The following is a 16413-nucleotide window of genomic DNA, read 5'->3' on the forward strand; positions in this document are numbered from 1 at the left end:
GTTCCCACAACGCATTGCGTGGTGTTAAACAACAATGACCGCTGAATGCCCCATCGTCGCAAGGTAACCTGCACACGTGCTGCTGACCTCGCTGGATCCCGCCGCCGTCACCGGCGGCCGCGATATCGGCGACGCCGTCCGCATCGGCGACGTCACGCTGAGCCGCAGCGATGTCGTCGGCGCCGCGACATCAGTGGCCGAACGCGTCGGCGGAGCGGACCGGATTGCGGTCCTGGCCACACCGACCGCCGCAACCGCGTTGGCCGTCGCCGGATGCCTGATCGCCGGCGTGCCGGTGGTGCCGGTGCCCGCCGACGTCGGGCAGGCCGAGCGTCGCCACATCCTCACCGACTCCGGTGCGCAGGCCTGGCTGGGTCCGGTGCCCGACGAGCCGGAGGGCCTGCCGCACATCCCGGTACGGACGCACGCCCGTTCGTGGCACCGTCATCCCGAGCCGTCCCCGCAGGACACCGCGCTGATCATCTACACCTCGGGCACCACCGGCCCGCCCAAAGGGGTGCAGCTGAGCGGGCGGGCGCTCGCCGCCGACCTGGACGCGCTCGCCCAGGCCTGGCAGTGGACGTCCGAGGACACGCTGGTGCACGGATTGCCGCTCTTCCACGTGCACGGGCTGGTGTTGGGTCTGCTCGGGTCGCTGCGCGTCGGAAACCGCTTCGTGCACACCGGAAAACCAACGCCAGAGGCCTACGCGGCAGCGCGCGGCACCCTGTACTTCGGTGTGCCGACCGTGTGGTCGCGAGTGGCGGGCGACGCGGTGGCCACCGAGGCGCTGCGGCCGGCGCGGCTACTGGTGTCCGGCAGTGCCGCGCTGCCGGTGCCGGTGTTCGACAAGTTGGCGCGGCTTACCGGGCACGCGCCCATCGAACGCTACGGCGCCACCGAATCGCTGATCACGCTGTCCGCCCGCGCCGACGGCGAACGCCGTCCCGGCTGGGTCGGCCTGCCGCTGGCCGGCATCGAGACCCGACTGGTCGACGACGATGGTGGCCCAGTACCGCACGACGCGGAAACGATTGGGCGACTGCAGGTTCGAGGCCCCACCTTGTTCGACGGCTACCTGAATCGGCCGGACGCCACCGCCGAGGCGTTCGATACCGACGGCTGGTATCGCACCGGCGATGCGGCCGTCGTCGACGGCGACGGTATGCATCGCATTGTGGGTCGCGAGTCGGTCGACCTGATCAAATCCGGCGGATACCGTGTCGGCGCCGGTGAAATCGAAACCGCGCTGCTCGGGCATCCCGGAGTGGCCGAGGCGGCGGTCGTCGGGCTGCCCGACGACGACCTGGGCCAGCGCATCGTCGCGTTCGTCGTCGGTGACGCCGAGCCGCCAGAGTTGATTGACTACGTCGCCCAACAGCTTTCGGTGCACAAGCGGCCGCGTGAGGTGCGGATCGTGGATACCCTGCCACGCAACGCGATGGGTAAGGTGCTCAAGAAGGAATTGCTGACGCGAGGCTGAGACTCGCCGGCGTCGGAGTCTTTGCAGCGTCTTTACAGCGCGACATCTGCGTTCTTTGTGGTCAAGGCGACGCGCCTTCACCTACCGTCGTTAGCGTGCAGAGCCGCAGCCAAACACCGATGAGGCGGATCGCCGCCGCGTGTCTGGTCGGCTCGGCGATCGAGTTCTACGACTTCCTGATCTACGGCACCGCCGCAGCGCTGGTGTTTCCCACCGTGTTCTTTCCGCACCTCAGTCCCACGTTGGCCACGATCGCTTCGATGAGCACATTCGCCAGTGCGTTTCTTGCCCGGCCGATCGGCGCGGCCACCTTCGGCTACTTCGGGGATCGGCTGGGCCGGAAGAAGACCCTGATCGTCACGCTGCTGATCATGGCCGTCGCCACCGTGAGCGTTGGTGCCGTTCCCAGCACGGCGGCGATCGGCGCCGCAGCCCCGATGATCCTGATCGCGCTGCGGCTATTACAAGGGTTCGCCGTCGGCGGTGAATGGGCAGGGTCGGCGTTGCTGAGCGCCGAGCACGCGCCGGCCGCCGAACGCGGCCGCTATGGCATGTTCACCCTGCTCGGCGGCGGCACCGCGGGGGTGCTTTCCAGCCTGACGTTTCTAGGCGTGAATTTCAGCATCGGTGAAAACAGCCCCGCCTTTATGCAGTGGGGATGGCGCATACCGTTTCTGATCAGCGCCGCCCTGATCGGTATCGCCCTGTATGTGCGGCTGCGCATCGACGAGACTCCGGTGTTCACCGCGGAAAAGGCCCGAAATCTGGTCCCATCAGCGCCGATCGCGGAGTTACTGCGCTTGCAGCGCCGGGAGATCCTGTTGGCCGCGGGGAGCATCCTGGGCGGCTTCGGCTTCGCCTACATGGGAAACACCTACCTGACCGCGTACGCCCATTTCCATCTCGGCTACACCCGCAGCTTCATCTGGGCCGTCGGGGCGCTGGGCGGGCTGGCAAGCGTCACGTTCGTCGCGCTATCGGCGAGTCTGTGCGATCGAGTCGGGCGCCGCCGGATGATGTTGCTGGGCTGGGCGGCATGTGTGCCGTGGGCGCTGGTGGTGATGCCGTTGATGGACACCGGCAAGCCGGTTTTGTACGCAGTCGCGATCGTCGGCATGTCCGCGATCGCCGCGATCGGGTCCGGGCCTACCGGAGCGTTCATTCCCGAACTGTTCGCCACCCGTTACCGCTACAGCGGATCGGCACTGGCGGTTAATACCGCCGGCATCTTCGGCGGCGCATTGCCGCCACTGATTGCCGGAACACTTCAGGCAACCTATGGCAGCTGGGCGGTCGGTCCCATGCTGGCCATCCTCGCCCTGGTCAGCCTGGTGTGCACCTATCTGCTTCCCGAAACCATCGGAACAGCACTGCATTCCACTCGAAGTGAGGCAGAGGTGTCAGCCGGCGGCTGATCTCACCGCATCGGTTGTTCGGCAGGGTTCCACTCCACCGTGGGCGATTAGCGGGTAGCCGCGCAAAAAAGCTGCGCGTATTACATGCGCATTACCGGAGTATTTCCGGCGAATTTTGGGAAAGTGGCGTTCATGGGCTCCTTCTTGGCCCTGCCACAGCACATAACTACCGCCGAACCCTCAGTGGTCGGCTTATTTTGCGTGAGGAGAAATTCATGTCTTTCGTGACTACGCGGCCGGAAGCGTTGACGGCTGCGGCGAGCGCACTGCAAAACCTCGGCACGTCGATGGCTGCTGAGGACGCGGCCGCCTCGGCGCCCACTACAGGCGTCGTTCCTGCCGCCGCCGACCCGGTATCAGCGCTGCAGGCCGCGCAGTTCTCCGCGTACGGCACCTGGTACCAGCAGGTCAGCGGCCAAGCCGCGACGATCCGCCAGATGCTGGTAAGCACCCTGGGAACCAGCGCCGGTTCCTATGGGGAAACCGAAGCGGCCAACCAGACCGCGTCTGGTTCAACATCGTTGTCGGGCCTGCTCGGTGGGCTGACCGGGTCAGGGACATCCTCGTCGGCACTGTCCGGGGCGGCCGTGCAGCCCGCGCAAGTGTCGTCCTCGACGGGCGCCACTATTGCCACCCCTTTCAACTGGGCCCAGAACGTTGGCGCGGCCGCGTCCGACTTCATTGCGCTGGGCCAGGGCCAATTCCTTCCCAACGCGGTGAACTGGGACCCCACTCAAATCGCTGCCACTGGCCTGACAGACGGCGCGGGCGTGGGGCTCCCTCACGCGGCTGCGACGGGGTCGGCGTGGCCCGCAGGCATCGGCGGGGCGCCAAGCCTCGCAGGTGTCGGCCAGGCGTCCTCGCTGGGCGGGATGTCGGTGCCGCCCAGTTGGGCCGCGGGAAGCGTTCCGGTAACCAACCCCGCACCCGCGACATCGGCAGGTGCGGGCTGGACCAGCCCTGCGCCGCAGACCCCGCCGGTGACGACGATGCCGGCCGGCGTGCCGTCGGTGGCCTCGACCGGACGCGCCGGTTACGGGTTCGGCGCCCCGCGCTATGGCGTCAAGCCCACCGTGATGCCGAAGCCGGTCGTCGTTTAGACGCCGATACCGCCGAAGCCAACTGCCAGAAAAGGATCAAAAGAAATGACTTTCGATTTCGGAGCATTACCCCCAGAGATCAACTCCACACGTATGTACAACGGTCCAGGAGCGGGGCCGATGATGGCCGCGGCGGCGGCGTGGAACAACCTGGCGGCCGAATTGAATACCACCGCCTCCGCCTCTCAATCGGTCATCTCAACGCTGACTAACGACGAGTGGGTGGGTCCGTCCGCGGCAGCGATGGCCGCCGCGGCCGCGCCCCATGTGGGGTGGATGCACACCACGGCAGCGGCCGCTCAAAACGCGGCCAGCCAGGCGATGGCGTCCGCGGCCGCCTATGAAGCCGCGTTTGCGATGACGGTGCCACCGCCGGTTGTCGTGGCCAACCGGGTTCAGCTGGCGGCTCTGGTCGCCACCAACATTCTTGGGCAGAACACCCCGGCGATCGCAGCCACCGAAGCCCATTACGGCGAGATGTGGGCGCAGGACGCCGCCGCTATGTACGGCTATGCCGGCTCGTCGGCCAGCGCCGGGAAGTTGCAGCCGTTGACCGATCCGGCGCCGACCACCAATCCCGGCGGGCTCGGCGCGCAGGCCGCCGCCGTGACCCAAGCAACCGGCACATCGGCCGGACTGCCGGGAATGGTATCCAACTTGCCCAGCGCCGTGCAGTCGCTTTCAACTCCGCTCTCCGGCGCGGCGACATCCGCTTCGGCCTTGAGCGATTTCTTCAACAGCCCTCTGGTGCAAAGCATCCCGAACGGGATCTTCGATATGGGGGCCTGGAACGCCTTCAATGGGATCGTGACCGGGGTTTTGTATGGGCATACGTATGACGCGGGCCTTCTCAGTCATAGCCTTCCGGTCGCTTTCGGCGGACTTGGTACCGCGGGCTGGCCGGTCGGAACGCCCTCGGCGAATGCCGCGAGCGTGGGTGGGGGGCCGGCATTGGCGGGGGTGGGTCAAGCGTCTTCGGTTGGCAAGTTATCGGTGCCGGCGGGTTGGTCCGCGGCCACCCCGGCTGAGCCCGTTGCCGCACCGCTGGCGGGCTCGGGGTGGACCGCCCCCGCCGAAGAAAGCGGCGGCATGAGCACGGTGGCGGCCGGTATGCCGGCGTATGCCTCGGCCGGCCGCGGAGGTTACGGCATGGGCCCGCGCTATGGCGTCAAGCCAACCGTGATGCCCACGAAAGTGCTCGTTTGACGAGCCTAATTGGCGTGCAGGTCCTCGTTGAGCGCGATGCCGCGACCGTCGCGGGACACCACCTCGACCGCGCCGGTCACCGAGTTGCGGCGGAACAGCATGTTGCTGCCGCCGGAGAGCTCGCGGGCTTTGACCGAATTCCCATCGGGCAGAGCGACTTTGGTGCCGGCCGTGACATACAGGCCGGCTTCGATGACGCAGTCGTCGCCCAGCGGGACCCCCAGCCCGGAGTTGGCGCCGAGCAGGCAGTGCTTCCCGATCGAAATGACCTCGGTGCCACCGCCGGACAGGGTGCCCATGATCGATGCGCCGCCGCCGATATCGGAGCCGTCGCCGACCACCACGCCCGCCGAGATGCGGCCCTCCACCATTGAGGCGCCCAATGTGCCCGCGTTGAAATTGACGAAGCCCTCGTGCATCACCGTCGTGCCCGACGCCAAATGCGCGCCCAGTCGCACCCGGTCGGCGTCGGCGATGCGCACGCCGGTCGGCACCACGTAGTCGACCATCCGGGGGAACTTGTCGACACCGTAGACCGCGACCGGGCCACGGCGGCGCAGTCGCGCCCGCACGATCTCAAAACCCTCGACCGCACACGGCCCGTGGTTGGTCCACACCACATTGGTCAGCACCCCGAACAAGCCGTCGGCGTTCAATCCGTGCGGGGCGACCAGTCGATGCGAGAGCAAATGCAGTCGCAGATAGGCGTCATAGGCGTCGACGGCCTTGTCGTCGAGCGAGCCGATCACGGTGCGCACCACGACGGTCTCGGTGCCGCGGTCGTCGTCGCGTCCGGCCAGCGCCGACAACTCGTCCGGAACCTCAGCCACCGATAGCCGGACCGTGCCGGCCTCGCCCGATTCGATCAGTTCCGGTGCGGGAAACCAGGTGTCGAGCACCGACCCGTTGTCGGCCAAAGTCGCCAGCCCAATGCCTGAAGCTGCAGTCACGGGCTCCACGCTACCCACCCACTACGCTGGACTTGTGCTGGACCTACGCGGCGACCCGATCGAGCTGACGGCAGCTCTGGTCGACATCCCGAGTGAATCCCGGCAGGAAAAGCGCATCGCCGACGAGGTGGAAGCCGCGTTGCGGGCGCAGACTCCGCAGGCTTTGGGGTACGAGATCATCCGCAACGGTGACGCCGTGCTGGCGCGCACAGCGCTCGGCCGACCGACGCGGGTGCTGCTGGCGGGGCACCTCGACACCGTCCCGGTGGCCGACAACCTGCCCAGCCGCCGCGACGGCGATTCGCTGCACGGCTGCGGTACCACCGACATGAAATCCGGTGACGCGGTCTTCCTGCATCTGGCCGCCACGGTCACCGCGCCTGCCCACGACCTCACCTTGGTGTTCTACGACTGCGAAGAAATCGATACAGCCGCAAACGGTTTGGGGCGCATCGAACGCGAGCTGCCGGACTGGCTGTCGGCCGACGTGGCGATCCTGGGCGAGCCGACCGGCGGCTTCATCGAAGCGGGCTGTCAGGGCACGCTGCGCGTCGTCGTCCACGCGACCGGAACCCGGGCGCATTCGGCCCGATCTTGGTTGGGCGACAACGCTATTCACAAGCTGGGCGCGGTGCTCGACCGGCTGGCTGGTTATCAGGCCCGCAGTGTCGAGATCGACGGTTGCACCTACCGCGAAGGGTTGTCGGCGGTGCGCGTCGACGGCGGCGTGGCCGGCAACGTCATCCCCGATGCCGCGTCGGCAACGGTGAACTTCCGCTTCGCGCCCGACCGGTCGCCGGAAGCTGCATTGCGCCACGTCCAAGACGTCTTCGCTGGCCTCGACGTGCGAATCGAGCAGACCGACCTGGCCGCCGGCGCGCTGCCCGGGCTGTCCAAGCCCGCCGCCAAGGCACTGGTCGAGGCGGCCGACGGGCAGGTGCGAGCGAAATACGGCTGGACCGACGTGGCGCGCTTCGCCGCCAGGGGCATTGCTGCGGTCAACTACGGGCCGGGCGATCCCAACCTGGCGCATACCCGCGACGAGTGGGTGGCCGTCGACCAGATCACCGCGGCCGCGGCCATGCTGCGGGCGTATTTGAGCAGCTCACCTTAGACGTTTAAGGCTTTTACCTGGCTGCGGGGGCCGCGAACACCGACGACGGCACGAAGGCGGCGACAGCCGCTGCGATCAGTAGTTTCCCCATTAATTGTCTCCTGTGGGGTGAACCTTTTTTCGTTCTGCCACGAACATTTCTTCCTGCCAGCCGGCGAACGCCAATTTCTGCACGGCCACGGCCAATGCCTCGCACGCCAAGTGCATTGCCTCGTGCGGGCCGGCGGTCTGCTCCTCGAAGCTGGCGACGAGCGACGTGCAGTTCTTCAGCATGTCCTTCGCGGTATCGCCGCTGGTGCTCGCCTGGTAGTCCAAAACGAGCATGTCAACTTTGTCGGAGACCACCGCGATCCGCTGGTTCACCTTGTCTAGTGTCTCGGGATCAATGGGCTGCTCCAGCCCGCATGTGACGGTGGGTGTCATGTCTACCGGCTCCATTGCGCTTGTGCCGTCGTGGTGCCATGCGCCGTTGATTCGGCCCTCGATGGGGCCAGCGAGTTGGATGGCCTGGTGCAGCGGTTCGCCGTCAAGAATGTGGTCTGCCGGTCGCGTGCAGTGGAAGGTGTGAAACGGACCCTCCGCCGGACAGATGTGACCGCACAAACCTGCATCCTGAAGTTCTTTGTCGTACTCGCTCATTAGTTGTCTCCGATCATCGGCCTCTGTGGCTCGCGCGGCCGTAGCGCTCACAATTTCTACTGGTCGGTTTTTGCGTTCTTCTGTTGGTCGCCTGGTCGTCATCTTGGTCGCTGTCGAAGCCAGCGGCATTCGCAGAGCGGGAGTTCGTGGTGAATCTCACAGGAGAACCCTGCGGATCTCCGCAGGGCGTCCTTGCGCTTACCGCACCGCGCGGTACACGCCCCACTTGGAAATTCCCAGGTGGCGTATACCGGCTGGTTGCTTACACTGCGGAGCTATCTGACCAGCTAAACGCGCTGCGCCTGCGCGGATGCGTCGGCGGCCGCGGGATGCAGCCCCCGATCGGCTAAGTCGGCGGCCACGTCGGCCAGCGCTGCGGCATCGCCGTCGGCCAACGCGCGGGCGTGGGCCAGCGTGAGCCTGCCGAGCACGCAGTCCACCTCGACCGACAACCGCTCGGCCTTGAACACCGCACGGGTGTCTCCCAATCGCGCCGCGTCCTGCAACGCGCGCAGCGCGATCGCCGACTGCCCACCACGCTCGGCGGCCTGCACCGCCTCGCGGGCGGCCTCGATCGCGCCCGTGGTGTCGCCGCGAGCCGCCTTCGACCACGCCTTGGCTAAGGCCAACTCCGGAGCGAACAACGTCGACTTCATGCCGTGCCGAGACTCCGCCCGACTGAAAACCTTTGCGGCCTCAAGCTGTTCACCTTGCTGACCAAGTGCTTGAGCGAGCAGTGTCAGCGACAGCGGACCCCACGAATAGCCGGTCCGCGCCAGCGGATCGGCGGCCCGGCTCAGCAGCGTGACGGCGGCGTAGAAATCACCCTGGGCGACCGCCACGTAGCCGACCAACGTCTCGCCGATCGCCCGCCCGGGCTGCTGCAGCTCGGCGAAGTCGGTGTAGCGCTGCGCCAACTTGCGGGCCTCGGTCAGCCGCCCCGCCATCAGCAGGGCGGTGATTCGGCCGAAGCCGCTGGTGAATCTCAGCAGACCGGGATGGTCGGCGGCCATCGCGCGTCCGGCCAGCGCCTCGACGTCGTCGAACCGGCCAGTGCGCGCCGAACTCAGCGCCGCCGCCGACGCCGCCCACCCCACGGCCACCTGGTCGGCGTGCGGCGAGGCCAACACCTCGTCGGCGATCCGCAACGCGCGCAGCGGAGTTCCCGCGTTCATCGCAAAGGTCGCCGCGAGGGCGTCGAGGGTGGTCAGCGCCGTCGGCGCATCGATCCGGTTCCGTGTGGTCTGCAGAAACGCGGTGGCTCGCTCCGGCTCGCTGAGCATCCAGAATTGGTTGGCGGCCCGCGGCAGCGCCCACTCGATCAGCTCGGGCTGGGACAACCGCTCAGGATCCACCGCCTCCAGCACCGCGCCCGCTTCTCGTCCTCGGCCCTGCCAGGTCAGCGCGTAGGCCAGCGCCAGCCGAGCCGCCAGTCCGTCCGACCGGTCCAGCGCGGCGCGCGCGAGCTGTTCGGCGAGCTCCAGCTCACCGAACCGGAGTGCCTGTTGGGCCCCCGTAACCATGTCGGCGACCGCGACGGGAGCGTCACTCCCGACGGCCAGCGCCGAGCGACGCAGCTGGTCGCCGATGTGGTCGGATGGCCGAGCCGTCAATCGTTCGACCAGCGATGTTCGCACCGCCCGCGCGGTGTCCGGTGCCAGCGCGGCGCGGACGCGGTCGCTGTAGAGCGGATGAGCCGCGCGCACCATCGCATCGTCGTCGGAAGCGACCGCCCCATCGGCTTCCGCTTCGTCGACGGCATGCTCGCCGGCCAGCGCCGCCAGGTCTTCGCGGCTCAGCGGCTCTGCCACCGCCAGGTAGTCCAGCACCGCGCGGGCCGGCGTCGTCAGACCGGCCAAGTAGCCGTCGATCAGGGCCGGCAGTGGTGGGCCATCCTGCAACTCGCCGGCCCGTACTAAGTGCCGCAAGTACAGCGGGTTGCCCCGACTACGTCGAAACACCTCGTCGCTCGCCGCGGCGTCCAGTGGCGCGCCCAGGGCCGATTCCAGCAGTGCCGCCGTCGCCGGTTGATCCAACGGCTCGACCTCGACCACGGTCAGCAGCTCATCGGCCGACAGCGCCGCGATCGCGTCGGGCAGCTCGGCGTCGGCGCGCAGCGTGACGACCAACCGCGCCAAGCGGCCCAGCGCCAGCTGGTACACCAGGGTGGCCGACAGGTGGTCCAGGTCGTGCGCGTCGTCGACCACGAACAGCAGGTCGCCGCCACCACCGGTCAGCGAGTCGTGTGCGGCGCGCAGCAGCGCCGCGGGCCTGGCCGTCTCGGCAACGCCCGCGATATCGAGCAGGGCCCGAAACGCGCCGAACGGCACGGCGCGTCCCGTCGCATTGCCCGCCACCCAGCGCACCGCAGTCGACGGCTTACCCGCGGCGAACCTTTCGGCGGCACTGCGGGCCAGTAGCGTCTTGCCGACGCCGTCGGCTCCGACCAGCACCACGCCGGACCGCTGCGGATCGTCCAACGCGGCCGCGACCCTTTGCAGGGCGGCGTCCGCAGGCGCGGCAACCCAAGCAGTCGGCACCGCCGGATTTTATGGCGCGCAGCGTCGCCGTCACACCAATAGGCCCAAATGCACTCGGCGGCAAGGTCGTCTAGGTCGTCGACTACCGTGCGACTGTGCCCTCCAAACGCGATGCACCGCGGGCGTGGGCGGTATGTGTGTACTGCGCGTCCGGGCCCACCCACCCCGAATTGTTGGCGTTGGCCGCCGAACTCGGTGAGGCGATCGCCCAGCGCGGCTGGACCCTGGTCTGGGGCGGCGGCAACGTCTCCGCGATGGGCGCGTTGGCGTCTGCGGCGCGAGCCCGTGGCGGATGGACGGTCGGCGTCATCCCCAAGATGCTGGTACGTCGCGAGGTCGCCGACACCGAGGCCGACGAGCTGATCGTCACCGACACGATGCGCGAACGCAAACAGATCATGGAGGACCGCGCCGACGCGTTCATTACGCTGCCCGGCGGCATCGGCACGCTGGAGGAGCTGTTTGAGGCCTGGACCGGCGGGTATCTCGGTGTGCACGACAAACCCGTGGTGATGCTGGATCCGGCCGGACACTTCGACGGGTTGCGCAGATGGCTCCACGGATTGGTCGACAGCGGTTACGTGTCGCAAGCCGCGCTGGACCGGCTGGTGGTAGTCGACGACGTGAGCGCGGCACTGGCAGCTTGCACACCCAGCTGAGCTCCGCATTAGGCTGACCGCGCAACGATTGCGCGAAGTGAGGGATAACAGTGTCCGAACACGACTCAGGTACCCGCTCATCGGTCGGGCTGCTGGATATCGCGACCCGGGTGCCCGGCATGTTGGCCGATACTCCGGTGATTCTTCGCGGGTTGCTCACCGGGCTGCTGGCGCAGCCGAACTCCAAGGCGTCGATCGGCAAAGTCTTCCAGGATCGCGCCGCCCGCTACGGCGACCGGGTGTTCATCCGGTTCGGCGAGCAGCAGCTCAGCTACCGCGAGGCCAATGCGACCGCCAACCGCTACGCGGCCGTGCTCGCGGCGCGGGGTGTCGGCCGCGGCGACGTCGTCGGGATCATGTTGCGGAATTCGCCCAACGCGGTGCTGATGATGCTGGCCGCGGTCAAATGCGGCGCGATCGCCGGGATGCTCAACTACCACCAGCGCGGCGACGTGCTGGCCCACAGCCTGGGCCTGCTGGACGCCAAGGCGTTGGTCGTCGAATCCGATCTCGTCGGCGCGGTGGACGAGTGCGGCGGCGCCGGCGTCGAGCCGATGACGATCGAGGAGATGGAACAACTGTCCGCCACGGCGCCCACGGCTAACCCCCCGTCGGCCTCGGCCGTGCTGGCCAAGGACACGGCCTTCTACATCTTCACGTCGGGGACCACCGGTAATCCCAAGGCAAGCGTGATGACCCACAAACGGTGGTTGTCCGCGCTGGCGATCTTCGGTGGGCTGGGGTTGCGGCTGAAGGGTTCCGACACGCTCTACAACTGCCTGCCGCTGTACCACAACAACGCGCTGACCGTCGCGATCGGATCGGTGATCAATTCCGGCGCGACCCTGGCATTGGGAAAGTCCTTCTCGGCGTCGCGGTTTTGGGACGAGGTCATTGCCGGCCAGGCCACCGCTTTCATCTACATCGGTGAGATCTGCCGTTATCTGCTGAACCAACCCGCCAAGCCGACCGATCGCGCGCACAAGGTGCGACTGATCTCCGGCAACGGTTTGCGTCCGGAGATCTGGGACGAGTTCACCTCGCGGTTCGGCATCGAGCGGGTCTGCGAGTTCTACGCGGCCAGTGAAGGAAACACTGCCTTCATCAACGTCTTCAACGTGCCCAGGTCGGCCGGCTGGGCGGCGTTGCCACTGGCCTACGTCGAATACGATTCCGACAGCGGCGCGCCGTTACGTGGCGAGGATGGCTGGGTGCGGCGGGTGCCTAACGGTGAGCCCGGCCTGCTGCTCAGCCCGGTCACTCGGCTGCAACCGTTCGACGGCTACACCGATCGCAGCGCGAGCGAAAAGAAGCTGGTGCGCAACGCTTTCCGTGATGGGGACTGTTGGTTCAACACCGGCGACGTGATGAGCCCGCAGGGCATGGGCCACGCCGCCTTCGTCGACCGGCTCGGCGACACGTTCCGTTGGAAGGGTGAGAACGTCGCCACCACGCAAGTGGAACGGGCGCTGGCGGCCGACAAGTCCATCGAGGAGTGCACGGTTTTCGGTGTGGAGATTCCCCGCACCGGCGGTCGCGCCGGCATGGCCGCGATCAAATTGCGCGACGGCGCCGAGTTCGACGGAAAGGCGCTTGCCCACACCGTCTATGACCAACTGCCGGCGTATGCGCTGCCGCTGTTCGTGCGGGTGGTCGAGTCGATGGAGCTCACCACCACGTTCAAGAGCCGCAAGGTGGATCTGCGCGAGCAGGCGTACGGCCCGGGCATCGAGGACCCGCTGTATGTGCTCGCCGGCCGCGACGAAGGTTACGTGCCGTTCTACGACGAATATCCGGACGAGGTCGCCGCCGGTAAGCGACCGCAGGCGTGAGCCTGGGGGGAGCGCGCCGGCGAATCAGCCCGAGCCGGTAAGCGACCGCAGGCGTGAGCCTGGGGGAGCGCGCCGGCGAATCAGCCCGGGCCGGTAAGCGACCGTCGTGCCGCTTCGTCGCACCAGCCACACCAGCACCGTAAGGTGGGCGGCACCCTCTTCTCGGAAGTGATATCACCCGCGATGTCGAACTGAAGAAGGCAGTCATCCTTCGCTCAGTGACGCACGAGGCTGGCGAGGTTCAGCCAGACCCTCGGCGCTCGCGCAGTGGTCACGACGGGCACCATAGAAGGGTGCACGCCACCCTATGCGGTCGCCCGATCACTGGCGACCGCCCACTGATCATGGCGATCGTCAACCGCACGCCTGATTCGTTTTATGACCGCGGCGCCAACTTCGGTGACGACGAGGCCCGGGATGCTGCGCACCGCCTGATCACCGAAGGAGCCGACGTCGTCGACGTGGGCGGCGTCAAGGCGGGTCCGGGGGACGGCATCGACTCCGAAACCGAGATCGCTCGGGTGGTGCCGTTCATCGAATGGCTGCGCGATGCCTACCCCGACCAATTGATCAGCGTCGACACCTGGCGTTCGGAGGTGGCGCGAGATGCTTGCCGGGCGGGTGCGGACCTGATCAACGACACCTGGGGCGGTATCGACCCCGCGATGCCCGAGGTGGCCGCGGAATTCGGAGCGGGCCTGGTGTGCTCGCACACCGGGGGGTTGCCGCCGCGTACCCGGCCATTCCGGGTCAGTTACGGGATCAGCACCCGCGACGTGGTCGATGATGTGATCCGCGAAGTCACCGCGGCGGCCGAGCGGGCCGTCGCCGCCGGGGTGGCCCGCGATCGGGTGCTGATCGACCCGACCCACGACTTCGGCAAGAACACCTTCCACGGCCTGGCGCTGTTGCGCCATGTGGAAGATCTTGTTAACACGGGGTGGCCGGTGTTGATGGCGTTGAGCAACAAGGACTTCGTCGGGGAGACTCTGGGCGTGGATCTGACCGAACGGCTGGAGGGAACCCTCGCAGCCACCGCGCTCGCGGCCGCCGCCGGCGCGCGGATGTTCCGGGTACACGACGTCGGCTCCACCCGGCGGGTGCTGGAAATGGTGGCTTCGATCAATGGGCAGCGGCGCCCGGTGCGCACGGTGAGAGGACTTGCATGACGGCATCAGAGCTCGTCGATCTCGCCGCTGAGGGGGCATTGACCGCGCTGACCGGCGACGTCTGGCTGGCCGACCGCTGCTGGACCCGTCCGCACTGGACGGTCGACGAGTTGGTGACGGCGAAGGCCGGACGAAGAGTCTCGGTGGTGCTGCCTGCCCTCAACGAGGAAGAAACCGTCGAATCGGTGATCGAGAGCATTTCACCGCTGGTCGGCGGGCTGGTCGACGAGCTGATCGTGCTGGATTCGGGCTCCACCGACGACACCGAGATCCGGGCGATCGCCGCCGGCGCCCGCGTCGTAGCCAGGGAACAAGCCTTGCCGCACATCCCGCCGCGGCCCGGCAAAGGCGAGGTGCTGTGGCGCTCGCTGGCCGCCACCGACGGCGACATCGTGGTGTTCGTCGACTCCGACCTGATCGACCCGCACCCGATGTTCGTGCCGCGACTGCTCGGGCCACTGCTCACACAGGATGGCATCCACCTGGTCAAGAGCTTCTACCGGCGGCCGCTGAACGCCCGTGATGCCAGCGGCCGCGAAGGCGCCACCGGCGGTGGCCGGGTCACCGAGTTGGTGGCGCGGCCGCTGCTCGCCGCACTGCGGCCCGAGCTGGGCTGCGTGCTGCAGCCGCTCGGCGGCGAATATGCGGCCACCCGCGAACTGCTGATGTCGGTGCCGTTCGCGCCTGGCTACGGCGTCGAGATCGGCCTGCTCGTCGACACCTATGACCGGTTGGGCCTGGAGGCCATCGCGCAGGTCAACCTCGGCGTGCGGGCCCACCGCAACCGGCCGCTGGCCGAGTTGGGCCCGATGAGCCGACAGGTCGTCGCGACCCTGCTCTCGCGCTGCGGCATCCCCGACTCCGGGGTGGGGCTGACCCAGTTCTTCGTCGACGGCCCAGATGGTGAGGGCTACACCCCGCGTACCTCGACGGTGTCGCTGGCCGATCGGCCGCCGATGAACGCCGTGGCGATCGCCAGCGCGGCGGAGCCGGGCGCAGCGGGTCGCCACCAGAGACCGCTGCGCCCGCCCCGCGACCGGCGTGGCGATCGCCAGCGCGGCGAAGCCGGGCGCAGCGGGTCGCCACAGAACTTATAAGGCAATATCGGTCACGTGGCGTTGGTGTTGCTATACGTAGTGGTGCTGGTCCTCGTGGCGATCGTGCTGTTCGGTGTGGTCAGCCTGCTGTTCGGCCGTGGGGAGCCGCTACCGCCGCTGCCCAGGGGGACGACGCCGACGGTGCTGCCCGCCTCCGGTGTCACCGGCGCCGACGTCGACGGGGTCAGGTTCACCCAGACGTTGCGCGGCTACAAAACCAGCGAGGTGGACTGGGTGCTGGATCGACTCGGTCAGGAACTCGACCTCCTGCGCGGCCAACTCTCGTCGGTGCACGCCGCTGAAGGCCTAGTCGCCGCCGATGTCGGAGCCGACGAGCAAGATGTCGTTGCCGACGTCGCCGACGACCAGGAGCCCATATGACCGAGCTGCCCGACGATGGGCTGGTCCGCTGCGACTGGGCGGTAGGTCGGCCGGGCCCGGACTTCGCCCTCTACCGCGACTATCACGACCAGGAATGGGGCCGGCCCCTGCACGGGCGGGTGCCGCTGTTCGAGCGGATGACTCTGGAGGCCTTTCAAAGCGGCCTTTCCTGGCTGATCATTTTGCGCAAGCGGGAGAACTTCCGGCGCGCCTTCTCCGGCTTCGACATCGAGAAGGTCGCCCGCTACACCGATGCCGACGTGGCCCGGCTGATGGCCGACGCGGGAATCGTTCGCAACCGCGCCAAGATCGAGGCGACGGTCGCCAACGCGCGGGCGGCTGCGGACCTGAGATCCCCAGACGACCTTTCCGAGTTGCTGTGGTCGTTCGCGCCGGCACCACGGCCCCGGCCGACGGACCTGTCCAAAGTCCCTGTGACGACTGCGGAATCCACCGCCATGGCACGCGAACTGAAGCGGCGCGGGTTCCGATTCGTCGGGCCGACCACCGCGTACGCGTTGATGCAGGCGACCGGGATGGTCGACGACCACCTCCGAACATGCTGGGTGCCCGCCCGTCAGGCCTACCGGCCGGTCAAAACGCCGACCCGGAGGTCATGTACACCTGCCGGGCCGGATAGGGAACAATAGAGGCGTGAATCTGCAGTTCAATGCCGGGGATAGCTGTAATTCCGCTGGCGGGGCATGCCCGGCGCTGACCAGGTCCGTGACGGCGGGCCAGCTCGAACCTGGAGGGAGCACTCGATGGCGGCGATGAAGCCCCGGACCGGAGACGGTCCACTGGAAGCGACCAAGGAGGGGCGCGGCA

The 16413-nt window shown here is 67.7% G+C and carries 14 protein-coding genes and 1 pseudogene; 12 read left to right on the plus strand and 3 right to left on the minus strand.

The features are described 5' to 3' along the window. The first annotated feature begins 76 nt into the window (after positions 1-76). The 4 genes from VKI00_RS21110 to VKI00_RS21125 all read left to right on the plus strand — a co-directional run bounded on the left by VKI00_RS21110 (position 77) and on the right by VKI00_RS21125 (position 5204). Complete coding sequence (locus VKI00_RS21110; RefSeq protein ID WP_324440869.1) at positions 77-1483, plus strand: acyl-CoA synthetase; 1407 nt, start codon at positions 77-79, stop codon at positions 1481-1483. A 119-nt stretch (positions 1484-1602) separates the two neighbouring features. Beyond that, a complete protein-coding gene (locus VKI00_RS21115; protein WP_324440888.1) occupies positions 1603-2898 on the plus strand; it encodes an MFS transporter in 1296 nt (431 codons plus the stop codon). 215 nt (positions 2899-3113) lie between these two features. Beyond that, entirely contained in the window at positions 3114-3998 is an 885-nt protein-coding gene (locus VKI00_RS21120; RefSeq protein WP_324440871.1) for a PPE family protein, SVP subgroup, read from the plus strand. A gap of 45 nt (positions 3999-4043) precedes the next feature. Next, complete coding sequence (locus VKI00_RS21125) at positions 4044-5204, plus strand: PPE family protein (protein ID WP_324440873.1); 1161 nt, start codon at positions 4044-4046, stop codon at positions 5202-5204. Positions 5205-5209: 5 nt separating this feature from the next. On the opposite strand, the gene dapD is transcribed toward VKI00_RS21125, so the two are convergent. Further along, positions 5210-6163 carry a 2,3,4,5-tetrahydropyridine-2,6-dicarboxylate N-succinyltransferase gene (gene dapD / locus VKI00_RS21130; RefSeq protein WP_324440875.1) on the minus strand — a complete coding sequence of 318 codons (954 nt, stop codon included), beginning with the start codon at positions 6161-6163 and terminating at the stop codon, positions 5210-5212. A gap of 25 nt (positions 6164-6188) precedes the next feature. On the opposite strand from dapD, the gene dapE reads away from it, so the two are divergent. Further along, on the plus strand, positions 6189-7268 hold the full coding sequence (dapE, locus tag VKI00_RS21135; protein WP_324440877.1) for a succinyl-diaminopimelate desuccinylase: 1080 nt from the start codon (positions 6189-6191) through the stop codon (positions 7266-7268). A 90-nt stretch (positions 7269-7358) separates the two neighbouring features. Here dapE and VKI00_RS21140 read toward each other — a convergent pair whose 3' ends face one another. Both VKI00_RS21140 and VKI00_RS21145 read right to left on the minus strand, forming a co-directional pair. Continuing rightward, a complete protein-coding gene (locus VKI00_RS21140; RefSeq protein ID WP_324440879.1) occupies positions 7359-7907 on the minus strand; it encodes a hypothetical protein in 549 nt (182 codons plus the stop codon). Positions 7908-8194: 287 nt separating this feature from the next. Continuing rightward, positions 8195-10447, minus strand: coding sequence for an AAA family ATPase (locus VKI00_RS21145; RefSeq protein ID WP_324440881.1), 2253 nt, complete (start codon positions 10445-10447; stop codon positions 8195-8197). A gap of 95 nt (positions 10448-10542) precedes the next feature. On the opposite strand from VKI00_RS21145, the gene VKI00_RS21150 reads away from it, so the two are divergent. From VKI00_RS21150 to VKI00_RS21180, 7 genes and pseudogenes are all read left to right on the plus strand, one after another. Further along, complete coding sequence (locus tag VKI00_RS21150; RefSeq protein ID WP_324440883.1) at positions 10543-11106, plus strand: TIGR00730 family Rossman fold protein; 564 nt, start codon at positions 10543-10545, stop codon at positions 11104-11106. 50 nt (positions 11107-11156) lie between these two features. Continuing rightward, entirely contained in the window at positions 11157-12938 is a 1782-nt protein-coding gene (gene fadD6, locus VKI00_RS21155; protein WP_324440885.1) for a long-chain-acyl-CoA synthetase FadD6, read from the plus strand. 344 nt (positions 12939-13282) lie between these two features. Further along, on the plus strand, positions 13283-14107 hold the full coding sequence (folP, locus tag VKI00_RS21160) for a dihydropteroate synthase (protein ID WP_324440890.1): 825 nt from the start codon (positions 13283-13285) through the stop codon (positions 14105-14107). Next, positions 14104-15075: pseudogene (locus VKI00_RS21165) on the plus strand (glucosyl-3-phosphoglycerate synthase); the annotation flags it as partial. The gene folP and the pseudogene VKI00_RS21165, both read left to right, overlap by 4 nt. Before the next feature lie 144 nt (positions 15076-15219). After that, positions 15220-15585: a DivIVA domain-containing protein gene (locus VKI00_RS21170; protein ID WP_324440886.1), complete on the plus strand. Its 366-nt coding sequence runs from the start codon at positions 15220-15222 to the stop codon at positions 15583-15585. 5 nt (positions 15586-15590) lie between these two features. After that, complete coding sequence (locus VKI00_RS21175) at positions 15591-16235, plus strand: DNA-3-methyladenine glycosylase I (RefSeq protein ID WP_324440892.1); 645 nt, start codon at positions 15591-15593, stop codon at positions 16233-16235. Between the two features lie 114 nt (positions 16236-16349). Beyond that, positions 16350-16413 (plus strand): DUF3117 domain-containing protein (locus VKI00_RS21180; protein ID WP_296556571.1); only part of this gene is annotated, 64 nt, incomplete at its 3' end.

It is taken from the genome of Mycobacterium sp. (assembly GCF_035314665.1).
Lineage (GTDB): Bacteria > Actinomycetota > Actinomycetes > Mycobacteriales > Mycobacteriaceae > Mycobacterium.

Excerpts from the sequence above, each read along its gene's own strand:
- VKI00_RS21115 (WP_324440888.1), top strand. The coding sequence starts at position 1,603 with ATGAGGCGGATCGCCGCCGCGTGTCTGGTCGGCTCGGCGATCGAGTTC.
- VKI00_RS21120 (WP_324440871.1), top strand. The coding sequence starts at position 3,114 with ATGTCTTTCGTGACTACGCGGCCGGAAGCGTTGACGGCTGCGGCGAGC.
- VKI00_RS21125 (WP_324440873.1), top strand. The coding sequence starts at position 4,044 with ATGACTTTCGATTTCGGAGCATTACCCCCAGAGATCAACTCCACACGT.
- VKI00_RS21140 (WP_324440879.1), bottom strand. The coding sequence starts at position 7,907 with ATGAGCGAGTACGACAAAGAACTTCAGGATGCAGGTTTGTGCGGTCAC.
- folP (WP_324440890.1), top strand. The coding sequence starts at position 13,283 with ATGGCGATCGTCAACCGCACGCCTGATTCGTTTTATGACCGCGGCGCC.